Source organism: Bradyrhizobium huanghuaihaiense (assembly GCF_025200885.1).
GTDB classification, from domain to species: domain Bacteria; phylum Pseudomonadota; class Alphaproteobacteria; order Rhizobiales; family Xanthobacteraceae; genus Bradyrhizobium; species Bradyrhizobium huanghuaihaiense.
Map to the genome: position 1 here is coordinate 3134566 of NZ_CP104172.1, position 23824 is coordinate 3158389.

The 23824-nt window shown below is 64.7% G+C and carries 23 protein-coding genes; 13 read left to right on the forward strand and 10 right to left on the reverse strand.

Translation table 11 applies throughout. From position 1 onward, the window contains the following. Positions 1-194: 194 nt before the first annotated feature. Positions 195-2033 (forward strand): PHA/PHB synthase family protein, encoded by a 1839-nt coding sequence (locus N2603_RS14835; RefSeq protein WP_260389387.1) that lies wholly within the window; start codon positions 195-197, stop codon positions 2031-2033. On the opposite strand, the gene N2603_RS14840 is transcribed toward N2603_RS14835, so the two are convergent. Genes N2603_RS14840 through N2603_RS14850 form a run of 3 tightly spaced genes read right to left on the reverse strand, consistent with a single transcriptional unit; the run spans position 2030 to position 5553 of the window. Further along, on the reverse strand, positions 2030-2998 hold the full coding sequence (locus tag N2603_RS14840; protein ID WP_260389388.1) for a CHAD domain-containing protein: 969 nt from the start codon (positions 2996-2998) through the stop codon (positions 2030-2032). The two genes, N2603_RS14835 and N2603_RS14840, sit on opposite strands and share 4 nt — an antisense overlap. Positions 2999-3009: 11 nt before the next feature. After that, the gene (locus N2603_RS14845) at positions 3010-4545 is read right to left on the reverse strand and encodes a bifunctional aminoglycoside phosphotransferase/ATP-binding protein (protein WP_260389389.1); all 1536 of its coding nucleotides are present in this window, start codon (positions 4543-4545) and stop codon (positions 3010-3012) included. Positions 4546-4569: 24 nt separating this feature from the next. Next, positions 4570-5553: a zinc-dependent alcohol dehydrogenase family protein gene (locus N2603_RS14850; RefSeq protein ID WP_260389390.1), complete on the reverse strand. Its 984-nt coding sequence runs from the start codon at positions 5551-5553 to the stop codon at positions 4570-4572. Positions 5554-5726: 173 nt separating this feature from the next. Between N2603_RS14850 and N2603_RS14855 the strand changes: the two genes are divergently transcribed. Both N2603_RS14855 and N2603_RS14860 read left to right on the forward strand, forming a co-directional pair. Continuing rightward, the gene (locus N2603_RS14855; RefSeq protein WP_260389391.1) at positions 5727-6566 is read left to right on the forward strand and encodes a universal stress protein; all 840 of its coding nucleotides are present in this window, start codon (positions 5727-5729) and stop codon (positions 6564-6566) included. A 69-nt stretch (positions 6567-6635) separates the two neighbouring features. Further along, positions 6636-9329, forward strand: coding sequence for a bifunctional acetate--CoA ligase family protein/GNAT family N-acetyltransferase (locus tag N2603_RS14860; RefSeq protein WP_260389392.1), 2694 nt, complete (start codon positions 6636-6638; stop codon positions 9327-9329). Between the two features lie 9 nt (positions 9330-9338). Here N2603_RS14860 and N2603_RS14865 read toward each other — a convergent pair whose 3' ends face one another. Both N2603_RS14865 and N2603_RS14870 read right to left on the reverse strand, forming a co-directional pair. Further along, complete coding sequence (locus tag N2603_RS14865; protein WP_260389393.1) at positions 9339-9827, reverse strand: phage holin family protein; 489 nt, start codon at positions 9825-9827, stop codon at positions 9339-9341. Then, on the reverse strand, positions 9828-10103 hold the full coding sequence (locus N2603_RS14870) for a hypothetical protein (protein WP_260389394.1): 276 nt from the start codon (positions 10101-10103) through the stop codon (positions 9828-9830). Between the two features lie 174 nt (positions 10104-10277). Between N2603_RS14870 and N2603_RS14875 the strand changes: the two genes are divergently transcribed. Genes N2603_RS14875 through N2603_RS14885 form a run of 3 tightly spaced genes read left to right on the forward strand, consistent with a single transcriptional unit; the run spans position 10278 to position 13291 of the window. Further along, the gene (locus N2603_RS14875; protein WP_260389395.1) at positions 10278-11414 is read left to right on the forward strand and encodes an ABC transporter permease; all 1137 of its coding nucleotides are present in this window, start codon (positions 10278-10280) and stop codon (positions 11412-11414) included. 2 nt (positions 11415-11416) lie between these two features. Further along, a complete protein-coding gene (locus tag N2603_RS14880; protein WP_026312020.1) occupies positions 11417-12184 on the forward strand; it encodes an ABC transporter ATP-binding protein in 768 nt (255 codons plus the stop codon). 3 nt (positions 12185-12187) lie between these two features. Further along, positions 12188-13291, forward strand: a complete 1104-nt coding sequence (locus N2603_RS14885; protein WP_260389396.1) for an ABC-type transport auxiliary lipoprotein family protein — start codon at positions 12188-12190, stop codon at positions 13289-13291. Positions 13292-13297: 6 nt separating this feature from the next. Here the strand turns inward: N2603_RS14885 and N2603_RS14890 are convergent, their stop codons facing one another. Then, positions 13298-13615, reverse strand: a complete 318-nt coding sequence (locus N2603_RS14890) for a c-type cytochrome (RefSeq protein WP_260389397.1) — start codon at positions 13613-13615, stop codon at positions 13298-13300. Positions 13616-13771: 156 nt separating this feature from the next. On the opposite strand from N2603_RS14890, the gene N2603_RS14895 reads away from it, so the two are divergent. From N2603_RS14895 to N2603_RS14905, 3 genes are all read left to right on the forward strand, one after another. Continuing rightward, positions 13772-14485, forward strand: a complete 714-nt coding sequence (locus N2603_RS14895; protein WP_260389398.1) for a Crp/Fnr family transcriptional regulator — start codon at positions 13772-13774, stop codon at positions 14483-14485. 94 nt (positions 14486-14579) lie between these two features. Then, positions 14580-14705 carry a hypothetical protein gene (locus N2603_RS14900; protein ID WP_260389399.1) on the forward strand — a complete coding sequence of 42 codons (126 nt, stop codon included), beginning with the start codon at positions 14580-14582 and terminating at the stop codon, positions 14703-14705. A gap of 293 nt (positions 14706-14998) precedes the next feature. Then, positions 14999-15727 (forward strand): Crp/Fnr family transcriptional regulator, encoded by a 729-nt coding sequence (locus N2603_RS14905; RefSeq protein ID WP_018643161.1) that lies wholly within the window; start codon positions 14999-15001, stop codon positions 15725-15727. A gap of 10 nt (positions 15728-15737) precedes the next feature. Here the strand turns inward: N2603_RS14905 and N2603_RS14910 are convergent, their stop codons facing one another. Continuing rightward, positions 15738-16514 carry a cyclase family protein gene (locus N2603_RS14910; RefSeq protein ID WP_260389400.1) on the reverse strand — a complete coding sequence of 259 codons (777 nt, stop codon included), beginning with the start codon at positions 16512-16514 and terminating at the stop codon, positions 15738-15740. A gap of 295 nt (positions 16515-16809) precedes the next feature. Between N2603_RS14910 and N2603_RS14915 the strand changes: the two genes are divergently transcribed. From N2603_RS14915 to N2603_RS14930, 4 genes are all read left to right on the forward strand, one after another. Then, on the forward strand, positions 16810-17781 hold the full coding sequence (locus N2603_RS14915; protein ID WP_018643162.1) for a TRAP transporter substrate-binding protein: 972 nt from the start codon (positions 16810-16812) through the stop codon (positions 17779-17781). A 65-nt stretch (positions 17782-17846) separates the two neighbouring features. Further along, positions 17847-18398, forward strand: coding sequence for a TRAP transporter small permease (locus N2603_RS14920; RefSeq protein ID WP_260389401.1), 552 nt, complete (start codon positions 17847-17849; stop codon positions 18396-18398). Beyond that, entirely contained in the window at positions 18389-19681 is a 1293-nt protein-coding gene (locus tag N2603_RS14925) for a TRAP transporter large permease (protein WP_018643164.1), read from the forward strand. The genes N2603_RS14920 and N2603_RS14925 overlap by 10 nt, the downstream gene beginning before the upstream one ends. A 24-nt stretch (positions 19682-19705) precedes the next feature. Next, positions 19706-20512 carry an SDR family NAD(P)-dependent oxidoreductase gene (locus N2603_RS14930; protein WP_260389402.1) on the forward strand — a complete coding sequence of 269 codons (807 nt, stop codon included), beginning with the start codon at positions 19706-19708 and terminating at the stop codon, positions 20510-20512. A gap of 15 nt (positions 20513-20527) precedes the next feature. On the opposite strand, the gene N2603_RS14935 is transcribed toward N2603_RS14930, so the two are convergent. The 3 genes from N2603_RS14935 to N2603_RS14945 are packed head-to-tail and all read right to left on the reverse strand — an operon-like array spanning position 20528 to position 23816. Further along, positions 20528-21226: a molybdate ABC transporter substrate-binding protein gene (locus N2603_RS14935; RefSeq protein WP_260389403.1), complete on the reverse strand. Its 699-nt coding sequence runs from the start codon at positions 21224-21226 to the stop codon at positions 20528-20530. Beyond that, positions 21223-23349, reverse strand: a complete 2127-nt coding sequence (locus N2603_RS14940; RefSeq protein ID WP_260389404.1) for a xanthine dehydrogenase family protein molybdopterin-binding subunit — start codon at positions 23347-23349, stop codon at positions 21223-21225. Before N2603_RS14940 ends, N2603_RS14935 begins: the two co-directional genes overlap by 4 nt. Next, positions 23346-23816: a (2Fe-2S)-binding protein gene (locus N2603_RS14945; RefSeq protein WP_260389405.1), complete on the reverse strand. Its 471-nt coding sequence runs from the start codon at positions 23814-23816 to the stop codon at positions 23346-23348. Before N2603_RS14945 ends, N2603_RS14940 begins: the two co-directional genes overlap by 4 nt. Positions 23817-23824: the final 8 nt, after the last annotated feature.

Consider the following 23824-nt stretch of genomic DNA (forward strand, 5'->3'; position numbering starts at 1 on the left):
ATGTCGAATTTCAATGTGCAAAACCTAGTCCGTCCGTCGGGGTGCGGTTTGACCCAAGTCAAGCGACAAAGCCGCTTTTTCCTGATTGAGCAATCGTGATCCGTGTCGGGGATTTGATGCAGCTCAACGCACAGCGGAAGCGTCGCCATATCCTGCCGCAGGCGTGGAACAGAAGCCCGCAGGAACAATCAGCCATGAGCGTCGTGAAGATATTTCCTCGGGCCGAAGAGCCGCTGCAAGCTCCCTCCGCCAAGCCGGTTGCCGAGGTCCCCGCCGCGAGTCCCGAACGGGTCGCGGCGAAGCCGGTTGCCGGAAATTGCCCGCCCGCACCAGAGCCCTATCCTCTCGACCGCGCCTTTCATGCCATGCTGGCGCGGTTCACGGGTGGGATTTCGCCCGTGGCCTTGTCGCTCGCCTGGCTCGATTGGGGCACGCATCTTGCGGCGGCGCCGCAGCACCAGATGGAGCTTTCCCGCAGCATTCTGCGCGATACCGTCCGATTCCTGGAAGCTGCCGCGCACGCGACGTCGCAAGAGCCGTGGTCCGTCATCCGACCGCAGGGGCGAGATCGCCGCTTCAGGGATCGGCAATGGGAAGCCGCGCCGTTCAATCTGCTCGCGCAGGCGTTTCTGCTCACTGAGCGCTGGTGGCACGATGCCACGACTGGAATACGCGGCGTATCCCACGCAAATGAAGCCATCGTCGAGTTCTCGATGCGCCAGATGCTCGACATGCTGGCGCCCTCGAATTTCGCGGCCACCAATCCGCAGGTTCTGGAAAAGGCGTTCCAGAGCGGCGGAGAGAATTTCGTGTTCGGCTGGCAAAACTGGTGCAGCGATCTGATGCGCCTGCTCTCCGTCTCGAAGCCATCGGGCGACGATCAGTTTGTCATCGGCAAAACGGTGGCGGCCTCCCCCGGCAAGGTCGTCTACCGCAACGATCTGATCGAGCTGATCCAGTACCATCCGACGACCGCGCAGGTGCGACCGGAGCCGATCCTAATCGTGCCGGCGTGGATCATGAAGTATTACATCCTCGATCTGTCGCCGCAGAATTCCCTGGTCAAATATCTGACCGGCCAAGGCTTCACCGTATTCGCGATCTCCTGGCGCAATCCGGATGCGAACGACCGGGATGTTGCCTTCGACGACTATCGCAAGCTGGGCGTGATGGGCGCATTGGACATGATCGGTCGGATCGTGCCCGGCCGGAAGGTTCACGCGCTCGGCTACTGTCTGGGCGGCACTTTGCTGTCGATCGCCGCTGCCGCCATGGGACGCGACGGCGATAGCCGTCTCGGCACCATCACGCTCCTCGCCGCGCAGACCGATTTCAGGGAGGCCGGCGAGTTGACGCTCTTCATCAACGAGAGCCAGGTTTCCTTCCTCGAAGACATGATGTGGCAGCGCGGCTATCTCGATACGACACAAATGGCCGGCGCGTTCCAGCTGCTGCGCTCCAACGAGCTGATCTGGTCGCGGCTCTCGCGTGACTATCTGATGGGCGAGGGCTCGCCGCCGAGCGATCTGATGGCCTGGAACGCCGACGCCACGCGGCTGCCCTATCGCATGCACTCGGAGTATCTGCGCAAGCTGTTCCTGGACAACGATCTGGCTGAAGGTCGCTATCGCGTCGAATGCAGGAGCGTCTCGCTCTCCGACATTCACACGCCGATGTTCGTGGTCGGCACGTTCGCCGACCACGTCGCGCCTTGGCGATCCGTCTACAAGATCCACTACCAGGTCGATGCCGACGTGACGTTCGTCTTGACCAGCGGCGGCCACAATGCCGGCGTCGTCGCGCCTCCCGACGAGTCCTGGCACAACTACCAGGTCAAGACCAAAGCCGCGGACGCGCCTTATGTCGGGCCGGAAGAGTGGCTGAAGCTGGCACCGCATGTCGAGGGGTCGTGGTGGCCTGAATGGAGCCAATGGCTGGCGGCGCGTTCGGGGGCGCCTTGCGACCCACCGTCAATCGGGGGCGGAGACATTGACGGCCTGCCCGATGCGCCGGGCGACTACGTTCACACCTAATCGTCAGGCGTGGAATTCGGCGCAAGATCTGACGAGCGGAACGGCTTGGCCTTGTCCAGTTTTCGGTACGCTTTCGAGGCCGTCCGCAACAGCTTCTTTTCCCGTTTGCGGTCGAGGAAACGAATGCCGGCCTCGGGGCCGGCGCCGTTCAATGACGCGGCCAGCGCCTGCCCACGCGCATCGTCGTTCAATTGTCCAAGGGATCTCTGCGCCTTCCTTAATTGCTTGAGGATCGATTTCTGCTTCGTCAAGGATTCGTCGGCGAACAGGTCTGCGAGCGACTCGACCGAATAGGTCATCCGCTTGTTGAGAAGCCGCAGCTTGTGACGCCTCTCGACGTCGAGCTTGCGCAGCTTCCGGGCCCTCCTGAGCAGCGTCTCCTCCCACTCGGTCAGGCGGGCCGTCGCATGGTCGGCCAGCGGGCACCGGCGCAACCTGACTGCCTCCTTGCTGCGCCGGGTCGACCAGGGGCCGCTCTCGATCCAGGTCGAGGTCTGCTCGACCAGGCGCCGAAAGCGCGCGGACTGCAGCGCGCGCGCGAGAAGGCGGTGGCTCTCGGCGCGTTTCTCGTCCCAGTGCTGGAGCTCGGCGACCACGGCGAGCTCTTCGCCGCTCTCGGCGACGACCCGCTCGATCGCGACATCGAGGTCCCGGACCAGGCCAAGCTGGCTGTTCAGCCATCTCAGCTCGGCCCAGACGCTCGGCCGCAGCGCGTCATCGACCATCGGGGAGAAGAAGCGGATGGCCGTGCGCAGATGCGTCAGCGCGATGCGGATCTGATGCAGCGCGTCGGGATCGCCGCGGCACGTGCCGTCGTGCTGGGCAAGGACGGCATCGAGATGCCGGCGGGCGATGATGCGGAAGGCGGTATCGCAGGCCATGCCGGGGCTGAGGCGGCCAGGCAGGACATTTCGCCGCGTCGTGGGCTTGGCGGGCGCGGTCGAGCTCGTGGTGGGTCGCGACATCCTTGCCCGCGTCAATCAGATTGCCTTGCTTGCCTCGCGATCGCGTCCCGGCAGCTCTGGAGCGTCTGCCCCTGTGTGCCGGATGCATCGATGGTCGCCCAACCGACGTGACCGATATTATAGTGCTCTTGCTGCGCAGCAACCTCCTGCGTGGCATCGGAGGCATCGCCATGGCGGCCACCGATGCGGGCCTGACGGGTCGCGAGGTCGGCGACGAGGAATAGCCCGCTCAACGGCACGTTGCATTCGCGCCCCAGTATGGCCAATTGGTCCCGTTCGGATTCTCGCGCAAAGACGGCATCGACGATGACGGAATGGCCTTGCGACAGCGTCTGTCGGGCACGCAGCGCCAGCACCTCGTAGACGCGTGCCGTGACCTCAGGCCGGTACGTGGACGGTGACAGTCGGTCGGTATGTCCCACCTGAAACAGCTGCTTCCGGATGACGTCGCTGCGCAGCACGACGGCTCCCGGCTGCGGCGCGACGTGGGGCGCCAGGGCGCGGGCAAGGACGGACTTGCCGGTGCCAGATAGTCCGCCGACCGCAATCAGGCGCGGAGCGGGAGGAGCGATCAGAGCCCGGGCGAGATCGAAATAGCGCCGCACCTCGGCGAGAATTCCGCTCCGGTCGGCATCGGGCCGCGTCAGCCGCGTCAATGCCACCTGCGCACGGATTGCCGCGCGAATGGACATGAACAGCGGCAGGGCGGACAGCGCATCGAGAGTTTCGACCGGCGCGGTGGTCAGATACTGGTTCAGCACGATGTTGGCTGCCGCGGCCTGATCATGGCTTAGCAGGTCCATCAGGGCGAATGCGAGATCGTAGAGCACGTCGACGGTTGCCATCTGCGCATCAAACTCGATGGCATCGAACAGGATGGGCTGTTCGCCGATCAGGACGATGTTCGCAAGATGCAGGTCGCCATGGCAGCGGCGTACGAAGCCCTGTCGGCCACGCTCTTCAAGCTGAGGTCGCAGGCGCAGGAACATCGCGTGCGAGGCCTTGCCGAGCTGCTCGATCTCCCCGGCTTCGAGATGGTTGCCCTTCCGCAGGCCGTTGCTGTTTCCATCGATGAGGCCGGGGATGGAGGCGACCCACGCCTTGCCGTCGGCGCGGGGCGCGACCGCATGCGAAGCTGCGATGGCGTCGGCGGTTGCCGAGGCGAGGCTCGCATCGAGCGGGCCGGCCTTGGCCAGATGATCCAGCGTCCGGCTTTCGTCGAAGCGGGACATGTCGACCGCATACTCGACCGGCCTGCCGCTGCCGTCGACCCTCAGCGATCCGTCGGGATCTTCGGTGATCGCCACGACGCGATGGTAGATCTGCGGCGCCAGCGGCCGGTTGATCCTGATCTCTTCCTCGCAGGCCGCCTTGCGCTTCTCGAGCGTCGAATAGTCGAGGAACGGAAACCGGACGGCTCGCTTGATCTTCAGCGCCCGCGCCCCGTCGAGAAAGACCGAAGCGGCATGCGTATCGATCCGCGTCACGCCGGGATGCGCACAGAGCGTCGCGAAGATTCGTTCCTGGGCAGCCGTTTCGTCTGTCATCGAAGCTGGTGTCCCAAGATGCGGTCAGGGCTTCAGCACGGCCGCGCCGAGAATTTGTCCATTCCGCAGCATGTCCAGAACTTCGTTGGCCTGATCGAGCGGAAATGCGGTCGTCTCCGTGTGTACGCCGGCTTGCGGGGCGATGCTTAGAAAATCGAGACCGTCCTGTCGGGTGAGATTGGCAACGGAGATCAACTGCCGTTCCTGCCAGAGCAGATCATACGGGAAGCTTGGAATGTCGCTCATATGGATGCCCGCGCACACGACGCGGCCGCCCTTGCGAACGGCACGCAACGCGGCCGGCACGAGCTCGCCGGCAGGGGCGTAGATGATGGCCGCGTCGAGCGGCGTGTCCGGCGTCTCGTCCGAAGCGCCGGCCCAGACGGCGCCGAGCCGGCGCGCGAGGTCCTGTGCGGCCACATCTCCGCGCCGCGTAAACGCATGGACCGATCGCCCCTGCCAGAATGCGACTTGCGCGACGATGTGGCCGGCGGCGCCGAAGCCGTAGATGCCGAGCCGCTCGGCCTCGCCGGCCAGGACCAGCGAGCGCCAGCCGATCAGGCCTGCACATAGCAGAGGGGCGAGGGCCACGTCGTCGCCGGCCTCGCCCAGCGGAAAGGCGTAGCGCGCGTCGGCGACCACGTGCGTTGCATAGCCGCCATCCCTTGTATAGCCGGTGAAGAGCGGGCGGTCGCAGAGGTTCTCCATGCCCTCCCGGCAAAACCGGCAGTTTCCGCAGGTGAATCCGAGCCAGGGAATGCCGACCCGGTCGCCCAGCGAATGCATTGCGACATTGGGGCCGAGGAGATCGACGCGGCCGACGATTTCATGGCCGGGCACGATGGGATAGCGGATGTCGGGCAGTTCGGCATCGGCGACATGAAGATCGGTTCGGCAGACGCCGCAAGCGCTGACCCTGACCCGGATCTGGCCTTCGCCGGGATTTGGATCGGGGCGCTCCTCCATCCGGAGCCGCGCTCGCGGGGCCGCCAACACCATCGCACGCATCAATCTCTCCGGGGCGGACCGCTCCGATCGAACTATCCATAGAATGGCAGCGTGCGGCCAGTCCTTGACTTCCGTCAATGCCGTCCTTGCCCGGTCGGGCAGTTCCCCGGGGTTGACGAGGATCAAGCATCCCGACGAAAGCCGGCCTATTCTGGCAGCTAAGGAGAATTCCGATGCCCATCAAGGACGTCTTTCTGCCGCTTGTCGGCCAGCCGCGTGGACCGGCCCTTGCAGCGATCGAGAAATGCGTTTCTGTCGCGGCCGATCTCGGCGCGAGGATCACCGCGCTCGCGCTCGACGAAGATCTCTTCGTACGGCCGAAGGTGCTGCTTCCCGACGATCCCGACGCCGTCGAGGCAAAGGGGGCTCCTGCAGCAGGAGATATGCAACGTCTGCTGGATGCCTTCACGGTTGCGGCGTCTCGCGCCAACATTCGGGCCCAAAGCCGATCGGGCAAGGTTGCGGCGGACCAGATCGCGCCGATCCTCGCCGAGCATGCGCGTTTCAGTGATCTCACTCTGGTCCCCGTGAAGCCGCATGACAGCCGAACAGAGCACATCATCGAGACGCTCCTGTTCGAATCCGGCCGACCGCTGTTGCTGTGCCCGGAACAGCTTGTGAAGGTGCTGCGGCCGGAATTCGAGAACGTCATGATCGCCTGGGATCACTCCGCGCGCGCGGCGCGCGCCGTTGGCGACGCGATGCCTATCCTTCAGGCTGCGGCCTCGGTCCGCGTGGTGACCGTGACGGACGACAAGACCGACGAGATCGTGCAGTCCGGGACCTCGCTCGTCGACCATTTGAGGGAACACGGTGTCTACGCCTCGTTCGAAACGGCAGCGGGCGGCGGCAGCTCGATCGGCAAGGTGCTTGGAAGCTGGGCGAATTCCAATGCCGTCGATGCGATCGTGATGGGAGCCTACCATCATTCGCGCCTGAATGAGATCGTTTGGGGCGGTGTGACGAAGACCGTCATTGGCCAGCCACCGTGCTGGGTTATGATCTCTCACTAGGCTGGCCGCTCGTTTCCGGCCTGATCTTTCGACCATCGGAACCACCACCGACCGGGCGCATTTGCTTTAATGTCCACCTATCGCCTGAAGAACCTGCTGTCGCCGCGATCAGTCGCGCTCGTCGGAGCGAGCGCCCGTCCTGTCTCCGTGGGACGCGCCGTGCTGGAAAACATTCGCAAGGCCGAGTTCATGGGACAGTTTGGCCTGGTGAATCCGCGCCATGCGGAGATCGCCGGCGTTGCCTCGGTCAAGAGCCTGGACAGGCTGGAGTTCGTGCCCGAACTGGTGGTCATCACCGCGCCGGCGCGCGAGGTTCCCGGCATCATCGACCAGGCCGGGCGGCGCGGCTCGGCGGGCGCGCTGATCGTCTCGGCTGGATTGGGCCATGGGCCGGGATCGCTGCAGGACGCCGCAATCGCCGCAGCCCGCAAATACGGCATGCGGCTGATCGGGCCGAACTGCCTCGGCATCATGATGCCGGAAGTGAGCCTCAATGCCAGTTTTGCCGCGCACATGCCGGGCGCAGGAAATCTCGCGCTGATTTCGCAATCCGGTGCGATTGCCGCCGGCATGGTTGATTGGGCCGCCCAGCGCGGCGTCGGCTTCTCCGGCATCGTCTCGATCGGCGATCAGATCGACGTCGACATTGCCGACCTGCTCGACTATTTCGCGATGGATCACAAGACCCGCGCGATCCTGCTCTATATCGAGTCGATCAAGGACGCGCGCAAATTCATGTCGGCGGCCCGCGCCGCGGCGCGCGTCAAGCCGGTCGTCGTGGTGAAGTCCGGCCGCATGGCGCAAGGAGCGAAGGCGGCCGCGACACACACGGGCGCGCTTGCGGGCGCCGACGCGGTCTATGACGCGGCGTTCCGCCGCGCGGGTGTCTTGCGGGTCTCCGATCTGCGCGAGCTGTTCGACTGCGCCGAGACGCTCGGCCGCGTCGAATCGCCGACCGGAAAGCGGCTGGCCATCCTCACCAATGGCGGCGGCATCGGCGTCCTCGCCGTCGACCGGTTGGTCGAGCTTGGCGGGATTCCGGCGTCGATCTCGGCGGACGCCCGCAAGAGACTCGACGACGTGCTGCCGTCGACCTGGTCCGGCGGAAATCCCGTCGACATCGTCGGCGATGCCGATGCATCGCGCTACGCGGCTGCACTCGAGGCGCTGTTGGCCGACACCGACAATGACGCAGTTCTCGTCCTCAATGTGCAGACAGCGATCGCCTCGGCTGCCGACATCGCGACGACCGTGACGGAGCTCGTCGGCAAATATCGCAAGCAGCATGGCCGATGGTCGAAGCCCGTCCTGGCCGCCTGGGTTGGAGCCGACCAGAAGATCGTTCAGGCGCTGTCCGATGCCGGCATGCCGAACTACCCGACCGAGGACGATGCGGTGCGCGGTTTCATGCATCTGGTCCGGCATCGCGAAGTGGTCGAGGAGCTGAGCCAGGTTCCTCCCGCCATGCCTGATACATTTGTGCCTGATGCTCGCGCGGCCCGCCAGATCGTCGCCGCTGCGATTGCCGACGGCCGCAAATGGCTCGAGCCTGTCGAGATCAAGCACCTGCTCGAAGCCTACGACATCGCGATGGTGCCGACCTATGCCGCCGGTGATGTCGAGCAGGCGGTGGTCTGCGCGAACGAGATATTTGCCCAAGGCGGGACCGTTGTGCTGAAGATCATGTCGCGCGACATCGTGCACAAATCCGATGTCGGCGGCGTCGTGCTCAATCTGACGACGCCGGAGGCGGTGCGCGCGGCCGCGACCGATATTCTTGCCCGGGCCAGGAAGCTGCGGCCCGAGGCTCGCATCGGCGGCGTCATCGTCCAGGCGATGGTCGTCAAGGCGAAGGCGCGCGAGCTGATCCTCGGTCTTGCCGACGATCCCACCTTCGGCACCGTCGTGGTCTTCGGTCGGGGCGGGACGGCGGTGGAGATCATCAATGACAAGGCGCTGGCGCTGCCGCCGCTCGATCTGCAACTCGCCCGCGATCTGATCGACCGCACGCGGGTCTCGCGGCTGCTGCGCGCCTATCGGGACGTGCCTGCCGTCAAGCAGGACGCCGTCGCCATGGTGCTGGTCAAGCTTGCGCAGATGGCGGCCGATATTCCGGAGATTCGCGAGTTCGACATCAACCCGCTGCTCGCGGATGAGACCGGCGTGACGGCGGTTGACGCCCGTGTCGCGGTGGGGCCGTCGCAGCGGAAATTCGCGGGCTCCGGTCCCGCCAATTTCGCCGTTCGCGCCTATCCGTCGCAGTGGGAGCGCCGCCTCGAGCTCAAGGACGGTTGGCGGATCTTCGTGCGGCCATTGCGTCCCGAGGACGAGCCGACCATCCATGAGTTCCTGCGTCACGTGACGCCGCACGACCTTCGCCTGCGCTTCTTCGCGCCGATGAAGGAGTTCACCCATGAATTCATCGCGCGGCTGACCCAGCTCGACTATGCCCGCGCCATGGCCTTCATCGCGTTCGACGAGGCGACCGGCGAGATGGTCGGCGTCGTCCGGCTCCATTCGGACTCGATCTACGAGAGCGGCGAATACGCGATCCTGCTGCGGTCCGATCTCAAGGGCAGGGGGCTCGGATGGGCCCTGATGCAGCTGATCATCAGCTACGCGAGGTCGGAAGGGCTGAAGGCGATCTCGGGCGACGTGCTTCAGGAGAACACCGTGATGCTCGAGATGTGCCGGCAGCTCGGTTTCGAGGTCAAGCCTGATCCGACCGAGCCCGATATCTGTGATGTCCGGCTGGAGCTCTGAGCGCGCCCGCTAGGAAGGCGCTTCGGCCGAATTTGAGGCGGCAGATGTCTTGGCAGTAGTTCGCAAAGACTTGACGATAATCGCGATCAGGGGCACCAGCACCGGCACGATCGTGCTCAGCGGATGATGCACCGCGCCCGACACCTGAGCCTGAAGCGCGCGTGCCTCGAGCTGAAGGGCCTCGATGGATGCGCCGTGAATCTCATTGGCGAGTTCGATGTCGCGGCCGGACGGAGCGCGGCCGGCGATGACGAACAGGACCGTGGCGATGGCAAAATTGACGGCGCCGAGAATGGCGGCCGCGGCAATGGCGCTCCAGATCTGGACCAGCGCAAAATAGGCCGACAGCTCCAGCATCAGGAGCCCGAACGCCGCGATCAGCGCCGCAAAGGCGCGCAGGCCGAGGCCCATCAGGAGGTGGCGCAGCCTGATGTCCGCGATGATCCGGTCGGTACGCCACAAGAGGCGCAGATGTTTGACGACATTCTCGCTATTCACCTAGTGTCTCCTCAGCATGAAGCCGACGACCACGCCGAGCGCGAAAGCGGAGGCGAGCGACGTCATCGGGCGCTCCGCAATGAGGCCTTGAAGCTGCTCCTGCTCGTCGCTGACGGTTTCACCGAGTTCGGCCAGCGCGGCCTTGATCTGGTTGGCCAAAGCGTCGGCCCGTTCCTTCGAACTGTCGAACATCTCCTCGCCGGCGGTGCTCAAGAGGCGCGTGACGTCCACTTTCAACGAACGCAGTTCTTCGCTCATCCTGTCGCTGTCGAACATGGATTTGATGTCTCCATTGAATGAAGCGAACCCTAGGGCCCGCCGGCACGACCGCGCTTGACCTGCGTCAAGACGTGGGCAGGTCCTGCACTTGAGACAGGTCAAACCGGCCGCCACACGCTGGCCTAGAACTGGCGGCTGAATGGGGACCAGTTGTCCCGATGAGGTGGAAGCGTGAACTCCGAACCGCTGTTGCTGGCAACGCCCTCTGGCGATGCGCTGAAATTGCGCCCGGAAGGGCCCTGGACCGCAGCGAATGTGACGACGCTCGAAACGCTGTCCCGCTCGGTCGGAGCCGAGGTCGATCGGTCGAGAGTTGTGACCTTGGACATGTCTGGCATCAGCGCGCTGGATACGCTCGGCGCCTGGGTTCTGGAAAAACTGTCGCGCAGAGCCGCTTCATCCGGCAGATCGGCGGAATTCGTCGGTGTCGCCGACCATTTCAGCGGTCTCATGGACGAGGTGCGTCAGGTCAACCGCCATACGCCGGCGTCTGCAGCGGTGCCAAATCCGGTCCTGCTCAGGCTCGGTGATCTCGGCAAAGCCACGGTCGGTGCGCGCGAAGACATCACGATCTTCCTGCAAATGCTTGGCGCCTTGTTCATGGCCGTGATCGGCGTGCTGCGCCGGCCGCGTACGCTGCGGCTGACGTCGCTGGTCTATCAGCTCTACCGCATCGGCTGGCAGGCAATCCCCATCGTCGTTCTGATCACGTTCCTGATCGGCGCCATCATCGCCCAGCAGGGGTTCTTCCATTTCCGCAGGTTCGGCGCGGAGTCCTACACCGTTGACATGGTTGGCATCCTGGTGCTGCGCGAGCTTGGCGTGTTGATCGTCGCCATCATGGTCGCGGGGCGTTCGGGAAGCGCCTATACCGCCGAGCTTGGCTCGATGAAGATGCGCGAGGAGATCGATGCTCTCTCGACCATGGGGCTCGATCCCGTCGACGTCCTGATCCTGCCTCGCGTCGCGGCTCTGGTCATCGCGCTGCCGATCCTCGCCTTCATCGGATCGATTGCGGCGCTTTATGGCGGCGGCCTCGTCGCGCAGTTCTATGGCGACATGGGGCCGGCGATCTACATCGCACGGCTGCATGAGGCCATTTCCGTCACCCATTTCGAGGTCGGCATCCTGAAGGCGCCGTTCATGGCGCTGGTGATCGGAATCGTTGCCTGCAGCGAGGGTTTGCGCGTCAAGGGCAGCGCCGAGTCGCTCGGACGGCAGACGACGACGTCGGTGGTGAAGTCGATCTTCCTGGTGATCGTGCTCGACGGCCTGTTCGCGATCTTTTTTGCCTCGATCGGAATGTAACGATGAGCGAACAGCAGGAAGAGTTTGCGATCCGGGTTCGCGACCTCGTGGTCGGTTTCGGCCGCCAGACCGTGCTCGACCATCTGTCGCTCGATGTGCGACGGGGCGAGATCCTCGGGTTGGTGGGCGCGTCCGGCGGCGGCAAGTCGGTGCTGATGCGGACCATCATCGGCCTGATCCCGCGCCGGAGCGGTACCATCGAGGTCATGGGACAGCCGATCGGTGGCCGCACGCAGGGTGCGGCCACGGCCTGGGGCATCCTGTTCCAGCAGGGCGCGCTGTTCTCCTCGCTGACCGTCCGCCAGAACGTCCAGTTTCCGCTGCGCGAAAATCTCGTCCTGTCGCAGGAGCTGATGGACGAGATCGCGATCGCCAAGCTCGAGATGGTCGGATTGCGGGCGCAGGATGCCGACAAATATCCGGCGGAGCTCTCGGGCGGCATGACCAAGCGCGTGGCGCTGGCGCGCGCGCTCGCGCTCGATCCGCCGATCCTGTTCCTCGACGAGCCGACGTCCGGCCTCGATCCGATCGCCGCCGGCGATTTCGACGCGCTGATCAGGACCCTGCAAAGGACCCTGGGGCTGACCGTGTTCATGGTCACCCACGATCTTGCCAGCCTCACCACGGTCTGCGACCGCGTCGCCGCGCTCGCCGACGGCAAGATCGTCGCGATCGGGCCGATGCGCGAACTGCTGCAATCCGAGCATCCCTGGGTGCGCGCCTATTTCCACGGCAAGCGCTCGCAGATGCTGCAACACGAGATGAGATGAGACATGGAAACCCGCGCTCCCTACGTGCTGATCGGCAGCTTCGTGCTGGCCGCGATTATCGCGGTGTTCGGCTTCGTCTATTGGCTGAACAACACCGGCGGCATCGGACCGCGTACGAACTATCACGTGCAATTCCAGGGACCGGTGCCGGGTCTCTTGGTCGGCGCCGGTGTGCTGTTCAACGGCATCCGCGTTGGCGAGGTGACCCAGCTCGGGCTGGCGCCGGATAATCCGCGCTTCGTCAACGCGACGGTCTCCGTTGCTTCGGCGACGCCCGTGCGCGCCGACACCAGGGTCGGGCTCGATTTCCAGGGGCTCACCGGCGTGCCCGTGGTGACGCTGGAGGGCGGCATGATCGTCGCCAAATCCGGCGAGCCCCTGACCCTGATTGCCGAGGCGGGCGCCGGCCAGAGCATGACGCAGGCCGCGCGGGATGCGCTGCGGCGGGTCGACACCGTGCTGGAGGACAATTCCGGTCCGCTGAAGGACACCATCGCCAATCTCAAGACATTCTCCGACGGGCTCGCGCGCAACACCGGCAAGATCGACGGCATTTTGGCGGGCCTCGAGAAGATGACCGGCGGCGGGACGCCGGCACAGAAGATCACCTACGACCTGCGCGCGCCGCAGAACCTTGGTCCCGCCGGCAAGACGTTCTCCTCGTCGCTGGCCATTCCCGAGCCGACCGCGGTCGCAATGCTCCAGACCCAGCGCATGCTGTTCTCTCCCGTAGGCGACAACCCGGGCTTTGCCGATTTCCTGTGGGCCGACAGCATCCCGAAGCTGGTCCAGGCGCGGCTGATCGACAGCTTTGAAAATTACGACATCGCCCACGCGCCCTTGCGCACCACCGACCTTGGCCAGGCGGACTACCAGCTTCTCATCGACATCAGGCGCTTCCGGATTGCCACGGAGGGCGAGACAAGGGTCGAGATCGCCCTGTCGGCGCGGATCGTCGACAAGAACGGCAAGGTGGTCGCGTCACGCCTCGTCGAGGCCAGCGAGAAGCTCGACAAGGTCGAGCCGGCGGCTGCCGTTGCGGCGTTCGACGCAGCTTTCGCCCGCATCGCCAAGGAGCTGATCGGCTGGACCGTACAGGCGGTCTGAGGTCGGCTATTCCAGCGTCTTCAGGTAGGACAGCAGATCGTGGATCTGGTCCGGACTGAGCTCGAAGGCGGGCATGTCGGCGTGGCCGGTGTAGATGCCTTCGGCCAGCGCCTCGCCAAGCGTCTCGATCGGATAGCGCCGATGCAGAGTGCGCAGCGGTGGGGCAATCTTGAGCGGGCTCTCGGAGACGCGGTCGATCGCGTGGCAGCGCGCGCAATTGGTCCGTGCAAAGGCCTTGCCGCGTTGTTCGGCGGTGGGAGCCGCGAGCGCAGGCGTGATCAGAAAGAGGCCAATCAGGGCCTGGCGGAGCGCGTGCTGGAGCATGGAAGGTGGGATCCCGTCGAACTCTCGGCGCAGAAGAGAGGGGGGAGGGAGGTCAAAATTGATCTGGGTCAATCGCGTTTGTGGCGCTGCAGTAAAATGCAGCCGCGTGGCGGACTCGGCCGGGGGGCGGAGCTGGACCCACGCTAGGAGCGGTGGATGAAGCCTTCCGTGATCACGATTGAGCCGAACGGGCATTTCTGCAGCGATTGTGCCGTACGCGCATCGGCGGTCTGTTCGTCGCTGGATCCGGCCGAGCTCAGGGAGTTCGAGCATCTCGGACGCCGTGTCCATTTTTCCCCGGGCGAGACCGTGTTCTCCGAGGAGGACATCACGACCTCGTTCTACAACGTCATCGAGGGCGTCATGCGGCTGTACAAGCTGCTGCCCGACGGCAGGCGGCAGATCGTGGGTTTCGCATTGCCCGGCGATTTCCTTGGGATGAATCTCTCCGGCCGTCACAATTTTTCGGCCGATGCAATCGGCGCGGTGACCGTCTGCCAGTTCGCAAAAGCGCCCTTCGGCCGTTTCATCGAGGACCGTCCGCAGCTGCTCAGGCGGATCAACGAGCTGGCCATTCGCGAGTTGGGCCAGGCGCGCGACCATATGGTCCTGCTCGGCCGCCGCTCGGCGGACGAGAAGCTTGCCGCCTTCCTGCTTGGCTGGCGCGAACGGCTGTTGGCACTCAAGGCGTCGTCCGACACGGTTCCGCTTCCGATGAGCCGCCAGGACATCGCCGACTATCTCGGCCTGACCATCGAAACCGTCAGCCGCACCTTCACCAAGCTGGAACGCCACGGCGCGATCGAGATCATTCACGGCGGGATCAGCCTGCTCGACCCGGCGCGAGTCGAGGCCCTCGCCGCAGCCTGAGAGACTTCCGCAACGCTCCCGAATTTTTGATCCCGATCAATGACGCCGAGGACCGGTCGCAAATAATGCCCTCAAACAATCCGGGAGGAGCATGATGCCCACAGACGCGTTGCTGATGACCATGGTCGTCGTGGCGATCTTCGTCACTTTCGCCGCAGCTCTGGCGTGGGCGGATCGGCAAACCAGCGCAGGCCGGATCGACCTCGATTCCAGGCGTTGAAGCTCTCGATCGTGGATCCCGGTCTAATGTGCTAGTAATGTGCTAGCCGCCCACTCGAGCGCAGTCGGCTGTTGGCCGCTCGGCAGCGCCTCAACACAACAATGACCTGCGGGGCCTGCAACTCTGCATCGGCGGGGGTGCATTGGCGCATCCTTCGGATGCGGGCTTCAAGCCGGGCGGAGGCATTTTCGCCGCATTTGCCTCAAACCGTGGGCGTGCTTTCCGGTTGAAAAGCCGGACAACACTCACTACGCAGGAACTCCAGTGCCTCGCAGCCTTAGGAGCCCAGCGGCGTGCCTCAGGACAAGACCGGCGACCCCCGACAATCGGCGGGCAACAAATTATCGGTCCTGCGCAAGCACCCGATCTTCGCGGATCTGGAGCCGGACGCGCTCGATCAACTCTGCCGCTACGCCAAGCACACCACCGTGAAGCGCGGTGCGACGATCGCCGCCAAGGGCGATCCCGGCAACAACCTGTTCGCGGTGATCACCGGAACGGTGAAGATATCCTCCTCATCGCCCGACGGGCGGAATGCCATTCTCAATCTCATCGGCCCCGGCGAGATTTTTGGCGAGATCGCGGTTCTCGACGGTGCGCCGCGATCGGCGGATGCGACCGCCAACACCAATTGCGAGCTTTACATCATCGACCGCCGCGACTTCCTGCCGTTCGTGAAGAGTCAACCAGCGCTGGCGATGAAGTTCATCGAGCTGCTCTGCGCGCGCCTGCGCTGGACCAGCCAGCAGGTCGAGCAGGTGATCCTGCAAAATCTGCCGGGGCGGCTGGCAAGCGCGCTGCTCGGCCTCACCGAGGAGCGCAAGCTCGACTCCGGCAGCGGCACGCTCGCCATCACCCAACAGGAGATCAGTGAGATGGTGGGGATGACACGCGAGAGCATCAACAAGCAATTGCGCGCCTGGGCCGGTCGCGGATGGGTTCGTCTCGAGCATGGTGCCATCGTGGTGCTCGACATCGATGCGCTACGTGAGCTCGCCGAGAGCGGCCTCGACGGCGAATGATGCGTCGCGTCTAGTTGTCGATGATGGCGACCGCGCGGGTCCAGCCCGCGGAGGCGCGTTCGATCTTCACCGGGAAGCACGAGACCGTGAATCCGGTGGAAGGCAATTGATCGAGATTGTGCAGCTTTTCGAGATGGCAATAGCCGATGTGGCGTCCCGCCTTGTGGCCTTCCCAGATCAGGCCGGCGTCTTTGGTTTCGGCATATTTCTTCGCGGTGAAGACGAACGGCGCGTCCCAGCTCCAGCCATCGGTGCCGGTCAGCCGCACGCCGCGTTCGAGCAGATACATGGTGGCTTCATAGCCCATGCCGCAACCGGAGTTGACGTAACTGGCCTGGCCGAATTTGGCGCCGGCGCTGGTGTTGACGACCACGATCTCGAGCGGCGAGAGCGTATGCCCGATGCGCTTGAGCTCCGCCTCGACATCGCCGGCAGTCACGACATAGCCGTCAGGCAGATGCCGGAAGTCGAGCTTCACGCCGGGCTGAAAGCACCACTCCAGCGGCACCTCGTCGATGGTCCATGACCGCTCGCCGTGATTCATGGTCGGATGGAAGTGCCAGGGCGCGTCGAGATGCGTGCCGTTGTGGGTCGACAGCGACACCTGCTCCACGGCCCAGCCCTGGCCATCCGGCAGGTCTTCCGCCTTGAGGCCGTCGAAGAACTGCAGCATGCGCGGCAAGCCCTGCTGGTGATCGATATAGTTGATGGTCGGGTGATTACCGGGCGGATCGGACGTCACGTCGTTTCGGAGCGGCACGGAAATATCGATCAGCTTCCGCGGCATAGGCATTCCCTCGCGACAGTCCGGTGTTTGGGACATCTTGAGGGGCCTCCATTGGAGGCGTCAAGTCACGCTCCGGCGACGTCGAGCCAGCCCGCCATGCCCACCATAGTGCGAATTGCGCCAGAAATCGATCGATGCAACTCTTGCATTGATCGATGCTGGATTTGGCTTGGACAGAGAATGCCGCCCGCCCTAGGGACGAGATTGGCGCTTGACTTCACGCCTGAAGTGGAGCGACCCAAGACGGCCCGCAGCCTGCCCGACAACGACATAATCACCTCAGGAGGAAGCCCAGATGAAGACACTTACCGGTATCATCGCAGCCGCCGTGCTGGCGGTCTCGGCGCCCTTGGCGACCGCCCGCGATTTCCGCTCCGCTGACATCCATCCGGCCGACTACCCGACCGTCGAGGCCGTCAAGTTCATGGGCAAGCAGCTCGCGACGGCGAGCGGCGGCAAGCTCGGCGTGAAGGTGTTTCCCAACGGCGCCCTGGGCTCGGAAAAGGACACCATCGAGCAGCTCAAGATCGGCGCGCTCGACATGATGCGGATCAACGCATCGCCGCTCAACAACTTCGTGCCCGAAACCATCGCGCTGTGCCTGCCCTTTGTCTTCCGCGACACGCAGCATATGCGCACGGTCCTTGACGGGCCGATCGGTGACGAGATCCTGGCGGCCATGGAGCCCGCGGGCCTGGTCGGCCTTGCCTATTACGACAGCGGCGCCCGGTCCATCTACACCGTCAAGGCTCCGGTCAAGTCGCTCGCCGACCTCAAGGGCCTGAAGATCCGCGTCCAGCAATCCGATCTCTGGGTCGGCATGATCCAGAGCCTCGGCGCCAACCCGACGCCCATGCCCTATGGCGAGGTCTACACCGCGCTCAAGACCGGCCTCGTGGACGCCGCCGAGAACAACTGGCCCTCCTACGAATCCTCGCGTCATTTCGAGGCGGCCAAGTTCTACAACGTCACCGAGCACTCGCTCGCCCCCGAAGTTCTCGTGATGTCCAAAAAGGTCTGGGACACGCTGAGCAAGGAGGATCAGGCGATGGTCCGCAAGGCAGCCAAGGAATCGGTGCCGGTCATGCGCAAGCTCTGGGACGAGCGCGAGCAGGCCTCCCGCAAGACCGTCGAGGCGGCCGGCGTTCAGGTCGTCACGATCGCCAACAAGCAGGAGTTCGTCGACGCGATGAAGCCGGTGTACCAGAAGTTCGCTGGCGACGAGAAGCTGCAGGGCCTCGTCAAGCGTATCCAGGACACGAAGTAAGGCACGGCGGATCGGGTCCGGCGTCGCCGCGAGGTGACCCCGGACCCTCGCGAGGGAGGCGCGGGATGACAGACCCACACGTTGCAGATCACGAGCAGGAGGCGGTCGCCGGACGGCCGTCCACCGGCCTGCTCTCGCGGATCAATGCACCCATCGCGCGCCTCGGCATGTATCTGTCGGTGACCGGTCTGCTCGTCATCGTCACCATCGTGTTCTACCAGGTGTTCGGGCGTTACGTGCTCAATTCCAGCCCGACCTGGACCGAGAATCTGGCGCTGGTCCTGATCCTGTACGTCACACTCATCGGTGCCGCCGTCGGCGTCCGCGATGCCGGCCACATCGGCATGGACAGTCTGCTGGTCATGCTTCCGGATCATGTGCGCGAGAAGATCGAGATCGTGATCCACATTCTGGTGGCCGTATTCGGCATTGCGATGGCCTATAACGGCTGGGTTCTCGGGGCATCGGTCGGCACCGTGAAAATCCCCAATCTCGGCTTGCCTGAAGTGATCCGCTACGTGCCGCTGATTGCCTCCGGCGTCCTGATCGTCTCCTTTTCCATCGAGCACATCATTGCTCTCCTGCGCGGCGAAGAGGTCGTCCCCTCATGGAACTGATCATCCTCGGCGCCACTTTCTTCGGCTTCCTGATCCTCGGCGTTCCGGTCGCCTTCGCGATCGGCCTCTCGGCGATCTGCACCATCCTCTACGAAGGCCTGCCGGTCGCCGTCATCTTCCAGCAGATGATGTCGGGGATGAACATCTTCTCGTTCCTGGCCATCCCGTTCTTCGTCTTCAGCGGTGAGCTGATGCTTCATGGCGGCGTCGCCGACAAGATCGTGAAGCTCGCCAAGAATCTCGTCGGCCACATCCGCGGCGGCCTCGGCATGTCGAACGTGGTCGCCTGCACGCTGTTCGGCGGCGTCTCCGGCTCGCCCGTGGCCGACGTGTCGGCGATGGGCGCGGTGATGATCCCGATGATGAAAAAGGAAGGGTTCGACACCGACTACGCCGTCAACGTCACCACCCATGCTTCGCTGGTCGGCGCCTTGATGCCGACCAGCCACAACATGATCATCTATGCGCTGGCCGCCGGCGGCAAGGTCTCGATCGGCGCGCTGATCGCCGCCGGTCTCTTGCCGGCGCTGGTGCTGATGGTCTGCATGCTGGTCGCTGCCTACGCCGTCGCGGTGAAGCGCGGCTATCCGGCCGGCAAGTTTCCGGGTTGGGCCGAGGTATTCCGCTCGCTCGCGGCCGCGCTGCCCGGCCTGCTGATCGTCGGCATCATCCTGGCGGGCATCCTGTCTGGCGTCTTCACGGCCACCGAATCCGCAGCCGTTGCGGTCACCTACACGATCCTGCTGACTTTCTTCATCTACCGCACCATGACCCTGCAGAACTTCCTGCGGGCCGCGGCCAAGGCGGTGAAGACGACGGGCGTGGTGCTGCTGCTGATCGGCGTCTCCACCATGTTCCAGTACCTGATGGGTCTCTACGAGGTGGCCGATTTCGCCGGCGACCTCATGAGCAAGGTGTCCTCGCAGCCCTGGATGATCTTCCTGCTCATCAACATCATCCTGTTCGTGCTCGGCACGTTCATGGACATGGCGGCGACCATCCTGATCTGCACCCCGATCTTCCTGCCGATCGCGATGAAAGCCGGCATGGACCCGGTGCAGTTCGGAATGCTGATGCTGATCAACTGCGCGCTCGGACTGAACACCCCGCCGGTCGGAACGACGCAGTTCGTCGGCTGCGCCATCGGCGGCATCTCGGTCGGCGCGGTGATGCGCACCATCCTGCCGTTCTATGCTGCCCTGATCGCAGCTCTGATGTTCGTGACCTACGTCCCCGCGTTCTCGCTGTGGCTGCCCCGCCTGTTGATGGGCTACAAGGGATAGCAGCAACACAGGGAGAATCCGTCCGTGACTGACTATCGCAAGCTCTTCGATCTCACCGGCAAGACGGCCGTGGTGCTCGGTGCCGCCTCGGGGATCGGCAAATCGTCGGCCGAGGCGCTGGCCGGGTTAGGAGCCCGCGTCGTCTGCGCCGATCGCGCGCTTGACGCTGCGGAAGCGACCGCGGCCGGCATTCGCGAGAAGGGCGGGTGGGCGGAAGCAGCCAGCTGCGATGCCGCGAGCGCTGCGGACGTCAACGCACTGGCGAAAACCGTGATGCAAAAGTTCCCACGGCTCGACATCGCCGTGACGACGCCCGGGCTCAACATCCGCAAAACCATCCTCGACTACACCGAGGAGGATCTCGACCGCGTCCTCAACCTCAACGTCAAGGGCACGGTCTGGTTCTTCCAGGCCTTCGGCCGCATCATGGTCGCGCAGAAGGGCGGGAGCATCATCGCCTGCTCCTCGGTGCGCGCGGTGACCATCGAGCCCGGCCTTGGCGTCTACGGCTCCACCAAGGCGGCGATCGGCCTCTTGGTGAAGGGCTTTGCCTCCGAGGTCGGCCATGCCGGCGTGCGCGTCAACGCGATTGCGCCGAGCATCGCCGAGACCGCGCTGACCGGCCCATTCAAGCAGCGTCCCGACATCTACAATCTTTACGCCGGCCACACTGTGTTCAACCGCTGGAGCAGTGCGGACGAGGTCGCCACCGCCGTGGCTTATCTCGCCTCGGACGCCGCGAGCTATGTCAGCGGCAGCACGTTGTTCGTTGACGGCGGCTGGACCGCGGTCGATGGTCCGCCGACCGGTCTCACCCAGTTGCACAAATAGGACGGCCAGCCGCATCTAGCCGGCAAAGCCCATGCGCTGGCGCAAGTCTTTCCGGTTTGCGCCAGTCAGCAACGCGACCAGCGTGGCTGCTTCTTTCGGATGTGCGGCCCGCGCGGTCACGCCGGCCGTGTACATCGTCACCAGCTCGCAGCCCGGCGGAAGCGCCCCCGACAGCGCGATCCCGTCGGTCGCGATGATCTCGGTGGCCTGCGTGCATCCGATCGGTCTTTGCGCAGTTGAAGTTGCAAGCTCCCGCATCGCCGTCGCACCGTTGGGAAAAATCTTGAGGCGCGATGCCACCTCGTAGGCGATGCCGAGCTGATCCAGCACCTTTGCGACGTGCTGTCCCGCGGTCGACGCCTTCGTGTCCGGGACGTAGATGGCGTCTGCGGAACGCAGCGCGTCTCGCAAATCGGATTCGGTCTTCACCGTCACCCTGGGGTCGCGGCTGCGGACCGCCAGCGCGGTCTCCACCCGGCCGACATCCGCGATCGAGGCGGGGGTAACGAGCTTCTCCTCGGCAAGCTTCGCAAGCAGGGTCTGCGTCAGGATCACGAGATCGGCCGGCGTACCCGCGCGCAGCTTGTCGGCCATGATACCAACGGCGCCGAACTCGCCGTCAATGCTACAGCCGGTCTCAGCCTTGAAGGCCTCGGCGAGGCCGCGCACCAGGCCTTGCGCCGCGCCGCCGCTCAAGATGTTCACTGTCGTCACGATGCAAGCTCCATGGCTGCAATGATCCTGTCGCGCGTGATCGGCAGGTCGCGCACGCGCACGCCGAGGCAATCGAACACGGCATTCGCGATCGCCGCCGTCACCGGGCCGTGCGCGGCTTCGCCGGCGCCGACCGGCTCGATCTCCGGCCGCTGGATGATCTCGACATCCACCGCCGGCACCTCGCTGAATGTCAGGATCGGATAGTCCGTCCACGAGGTCGAGGTGATACGCGACCGGTCGAAACGAACGCGCTCCTTCAGCACCCAGCTCGTCGCCTGGATCGCACCGCCCTCGATCTGGTTGACGACGCCGTCTGGATTGATGGCTTCGCCGACGTCGACCGCAAGAGTCAGCCGCTTCACGCGGATGTCGTCGGTACCTTCGATCTCTGCAATTGCGGCGCAATAGGCGCCAGTGTTCTTATAGCAGGCAAAGCCGACGCCGTGACCGATGCCGGCCTGCTTCTGAGGTTTCCATTGCGCGCGTCGGGCTGCGGCGCGGATGACGTCGCGCGCCCGCTCGTCACGGAGATGGCGCAGGCGGAATGCGACGGGGTCCTCGCCGCCCAGCGCGGCGATCTCATCGAGCAAAGACTCGATGGCGAAGACATTGCCTTGTCCGCCCAGCGTCCGCAGCGCCGAGGTACGTACCGGCATCGTCAGCAGCCGGTGGCTCGCGATCGTCCAGGCCGAGAGCTCATAGAGTGGAACGGAGTTGCGGTCGCCACCGCCGCCATTGGCTGCGGGCGGATTGGTCGAGATCATGCGCGGATAGGGATTTGCGATCTCGGTTGCCGCGAGCAGCGCGGGCTGCGCCGCACGCCCTGGCCTTGCGGCGTGGCCGTTGCTCCAGATCGCGTGACGCCAGCCGACGATCTCATGGTCCGCATCGAGATCGGCCTCGATCTCGATGGCCATCGCCGCACCAAACGGCGCATGGGACATCTCGTCGTGGCGCGACCATTGCACCCGGACCGGTCGGCCGCCGGCCGCTCTCGCCAGCAGTACGGCATCGAGCGCGACATCGTCGGCCGCGTTGTGTCCGTAGCAGCCGGCGCCCTCCATGTGCTCGACCACGATGTTCTCGGCCGGCACCTTGAGCACGATGGCGAGATCGGCGCGCAGCAGATAGACGCCCTGGCTGTGCGTCCAGACGTGGACACGATCGCCGTCCCATTGCGCCATGGCGCAGGAGGGTGCGATCGAGGCATGTGCGATGTAGGGACGGATGTATTGCCGCCGGAGCGTGCGCACGGCTTGCTTCGGCGAGGTCGCTGTCGTGGTGTCGATGACGGTGGTCTCGACCGGCTGGCTTTTCAGGAATCCCGCCAGATCATCTTCGTCGGGCAGGGGCTCGCCCGCGGACCATGTCGCGCCTTTGCGCAGGACTTTCAATGCGGCATCCGCCGCTGCCTCACTTTCAGCGACGACGCCGGCAAAGCCGCCGTCGCGGACGATCGCGACGAGGCCGGGGTTCGCGCATGCGGCTGTTTCGTCCAGCGCGATCAGCCTGGCGCCCGAGATGTCCGGCCGCAGCACGCGTCCGTGCAGCAAACCAGGCAATGCCCGGTCATGGATGAAGCGGGGCTGGGCGAACACCTTGTCGGGAATGTCCACGCGCCGGACGGAATGCCCGGCGACGGCGCGCCTCGTGGCGAGCTTCGCTGTCGCGCCTGGGGTGGCGTCGTGGTCGAGCGAAACATCACCGGCCAGCTCCCAATAACTGGTCCTGACATTGCCCGGACCCGAGATCGTGCCGTCATCGACATCGAGTAATGCCTCATCGACACCGAGACGCTCGGAAGCTGCAAGCAGGAAACGCTGGCGCACCTCGGCACAGACGTGTCGGAGCGCGCGACCGGATTGCTGGATCGACAGGCTGCCTGACGTGACGCCTTCGTTTGGGCTGGCTGCCGTCGAGGCACGCATCATCTCGACCTTGGAGATATCGACGTCGAGCTCGTCCGCTGCGATCTGCGCCAGCGCCGTGACGATGCCCTGGCCGATCTCGACCTTGCCCGGCGAGATCGCCACACGGCCGTCACCGGTGAATTTCACCCAGGACGACAGCCTTGGATTGGCCACCAGGCTGACCGGCAGTTTCGGGGCAGGGGAGGTCATGATGCGGCCATCTCCGAGGCCGCGCGCAACACCGCGCGGACCATGCGGTTATGCGATCCGCAGCGGCACAGGTTGCGATCGAGCGCCTCTCTCACTTCAGCCTCGGTCGGCGACGGATTGCGTTTCAGCAGCGCCGCTGCGCTGATCAGGATCCCCGAGACGCAATAGCCGCATTGCATCGCCTGTTCGACGATGAAGGCGCGTTGCAGCGGATGCGGCTGCTCCACTGTCCCGAGGCCTTCCACCGTGACGACATCCTTGTCCGCGACCGACCACATCGGCATGTCGCAGGAGGCGATCGCGCGGCCGTCGACCATGACATGACAGGCGCCGCACTCGCCGGCGCCGCAGCCAAAATGCGCTCCGGTGATGCCGAGCCGGTTGCGCAGCACGTCGAGCAGCATCTGGTCTGGATCGGCATCCACGGCGATCGCTGCGCCGTTGAGCCGGAATTGAAGCGTGGGCATGAGCGGGG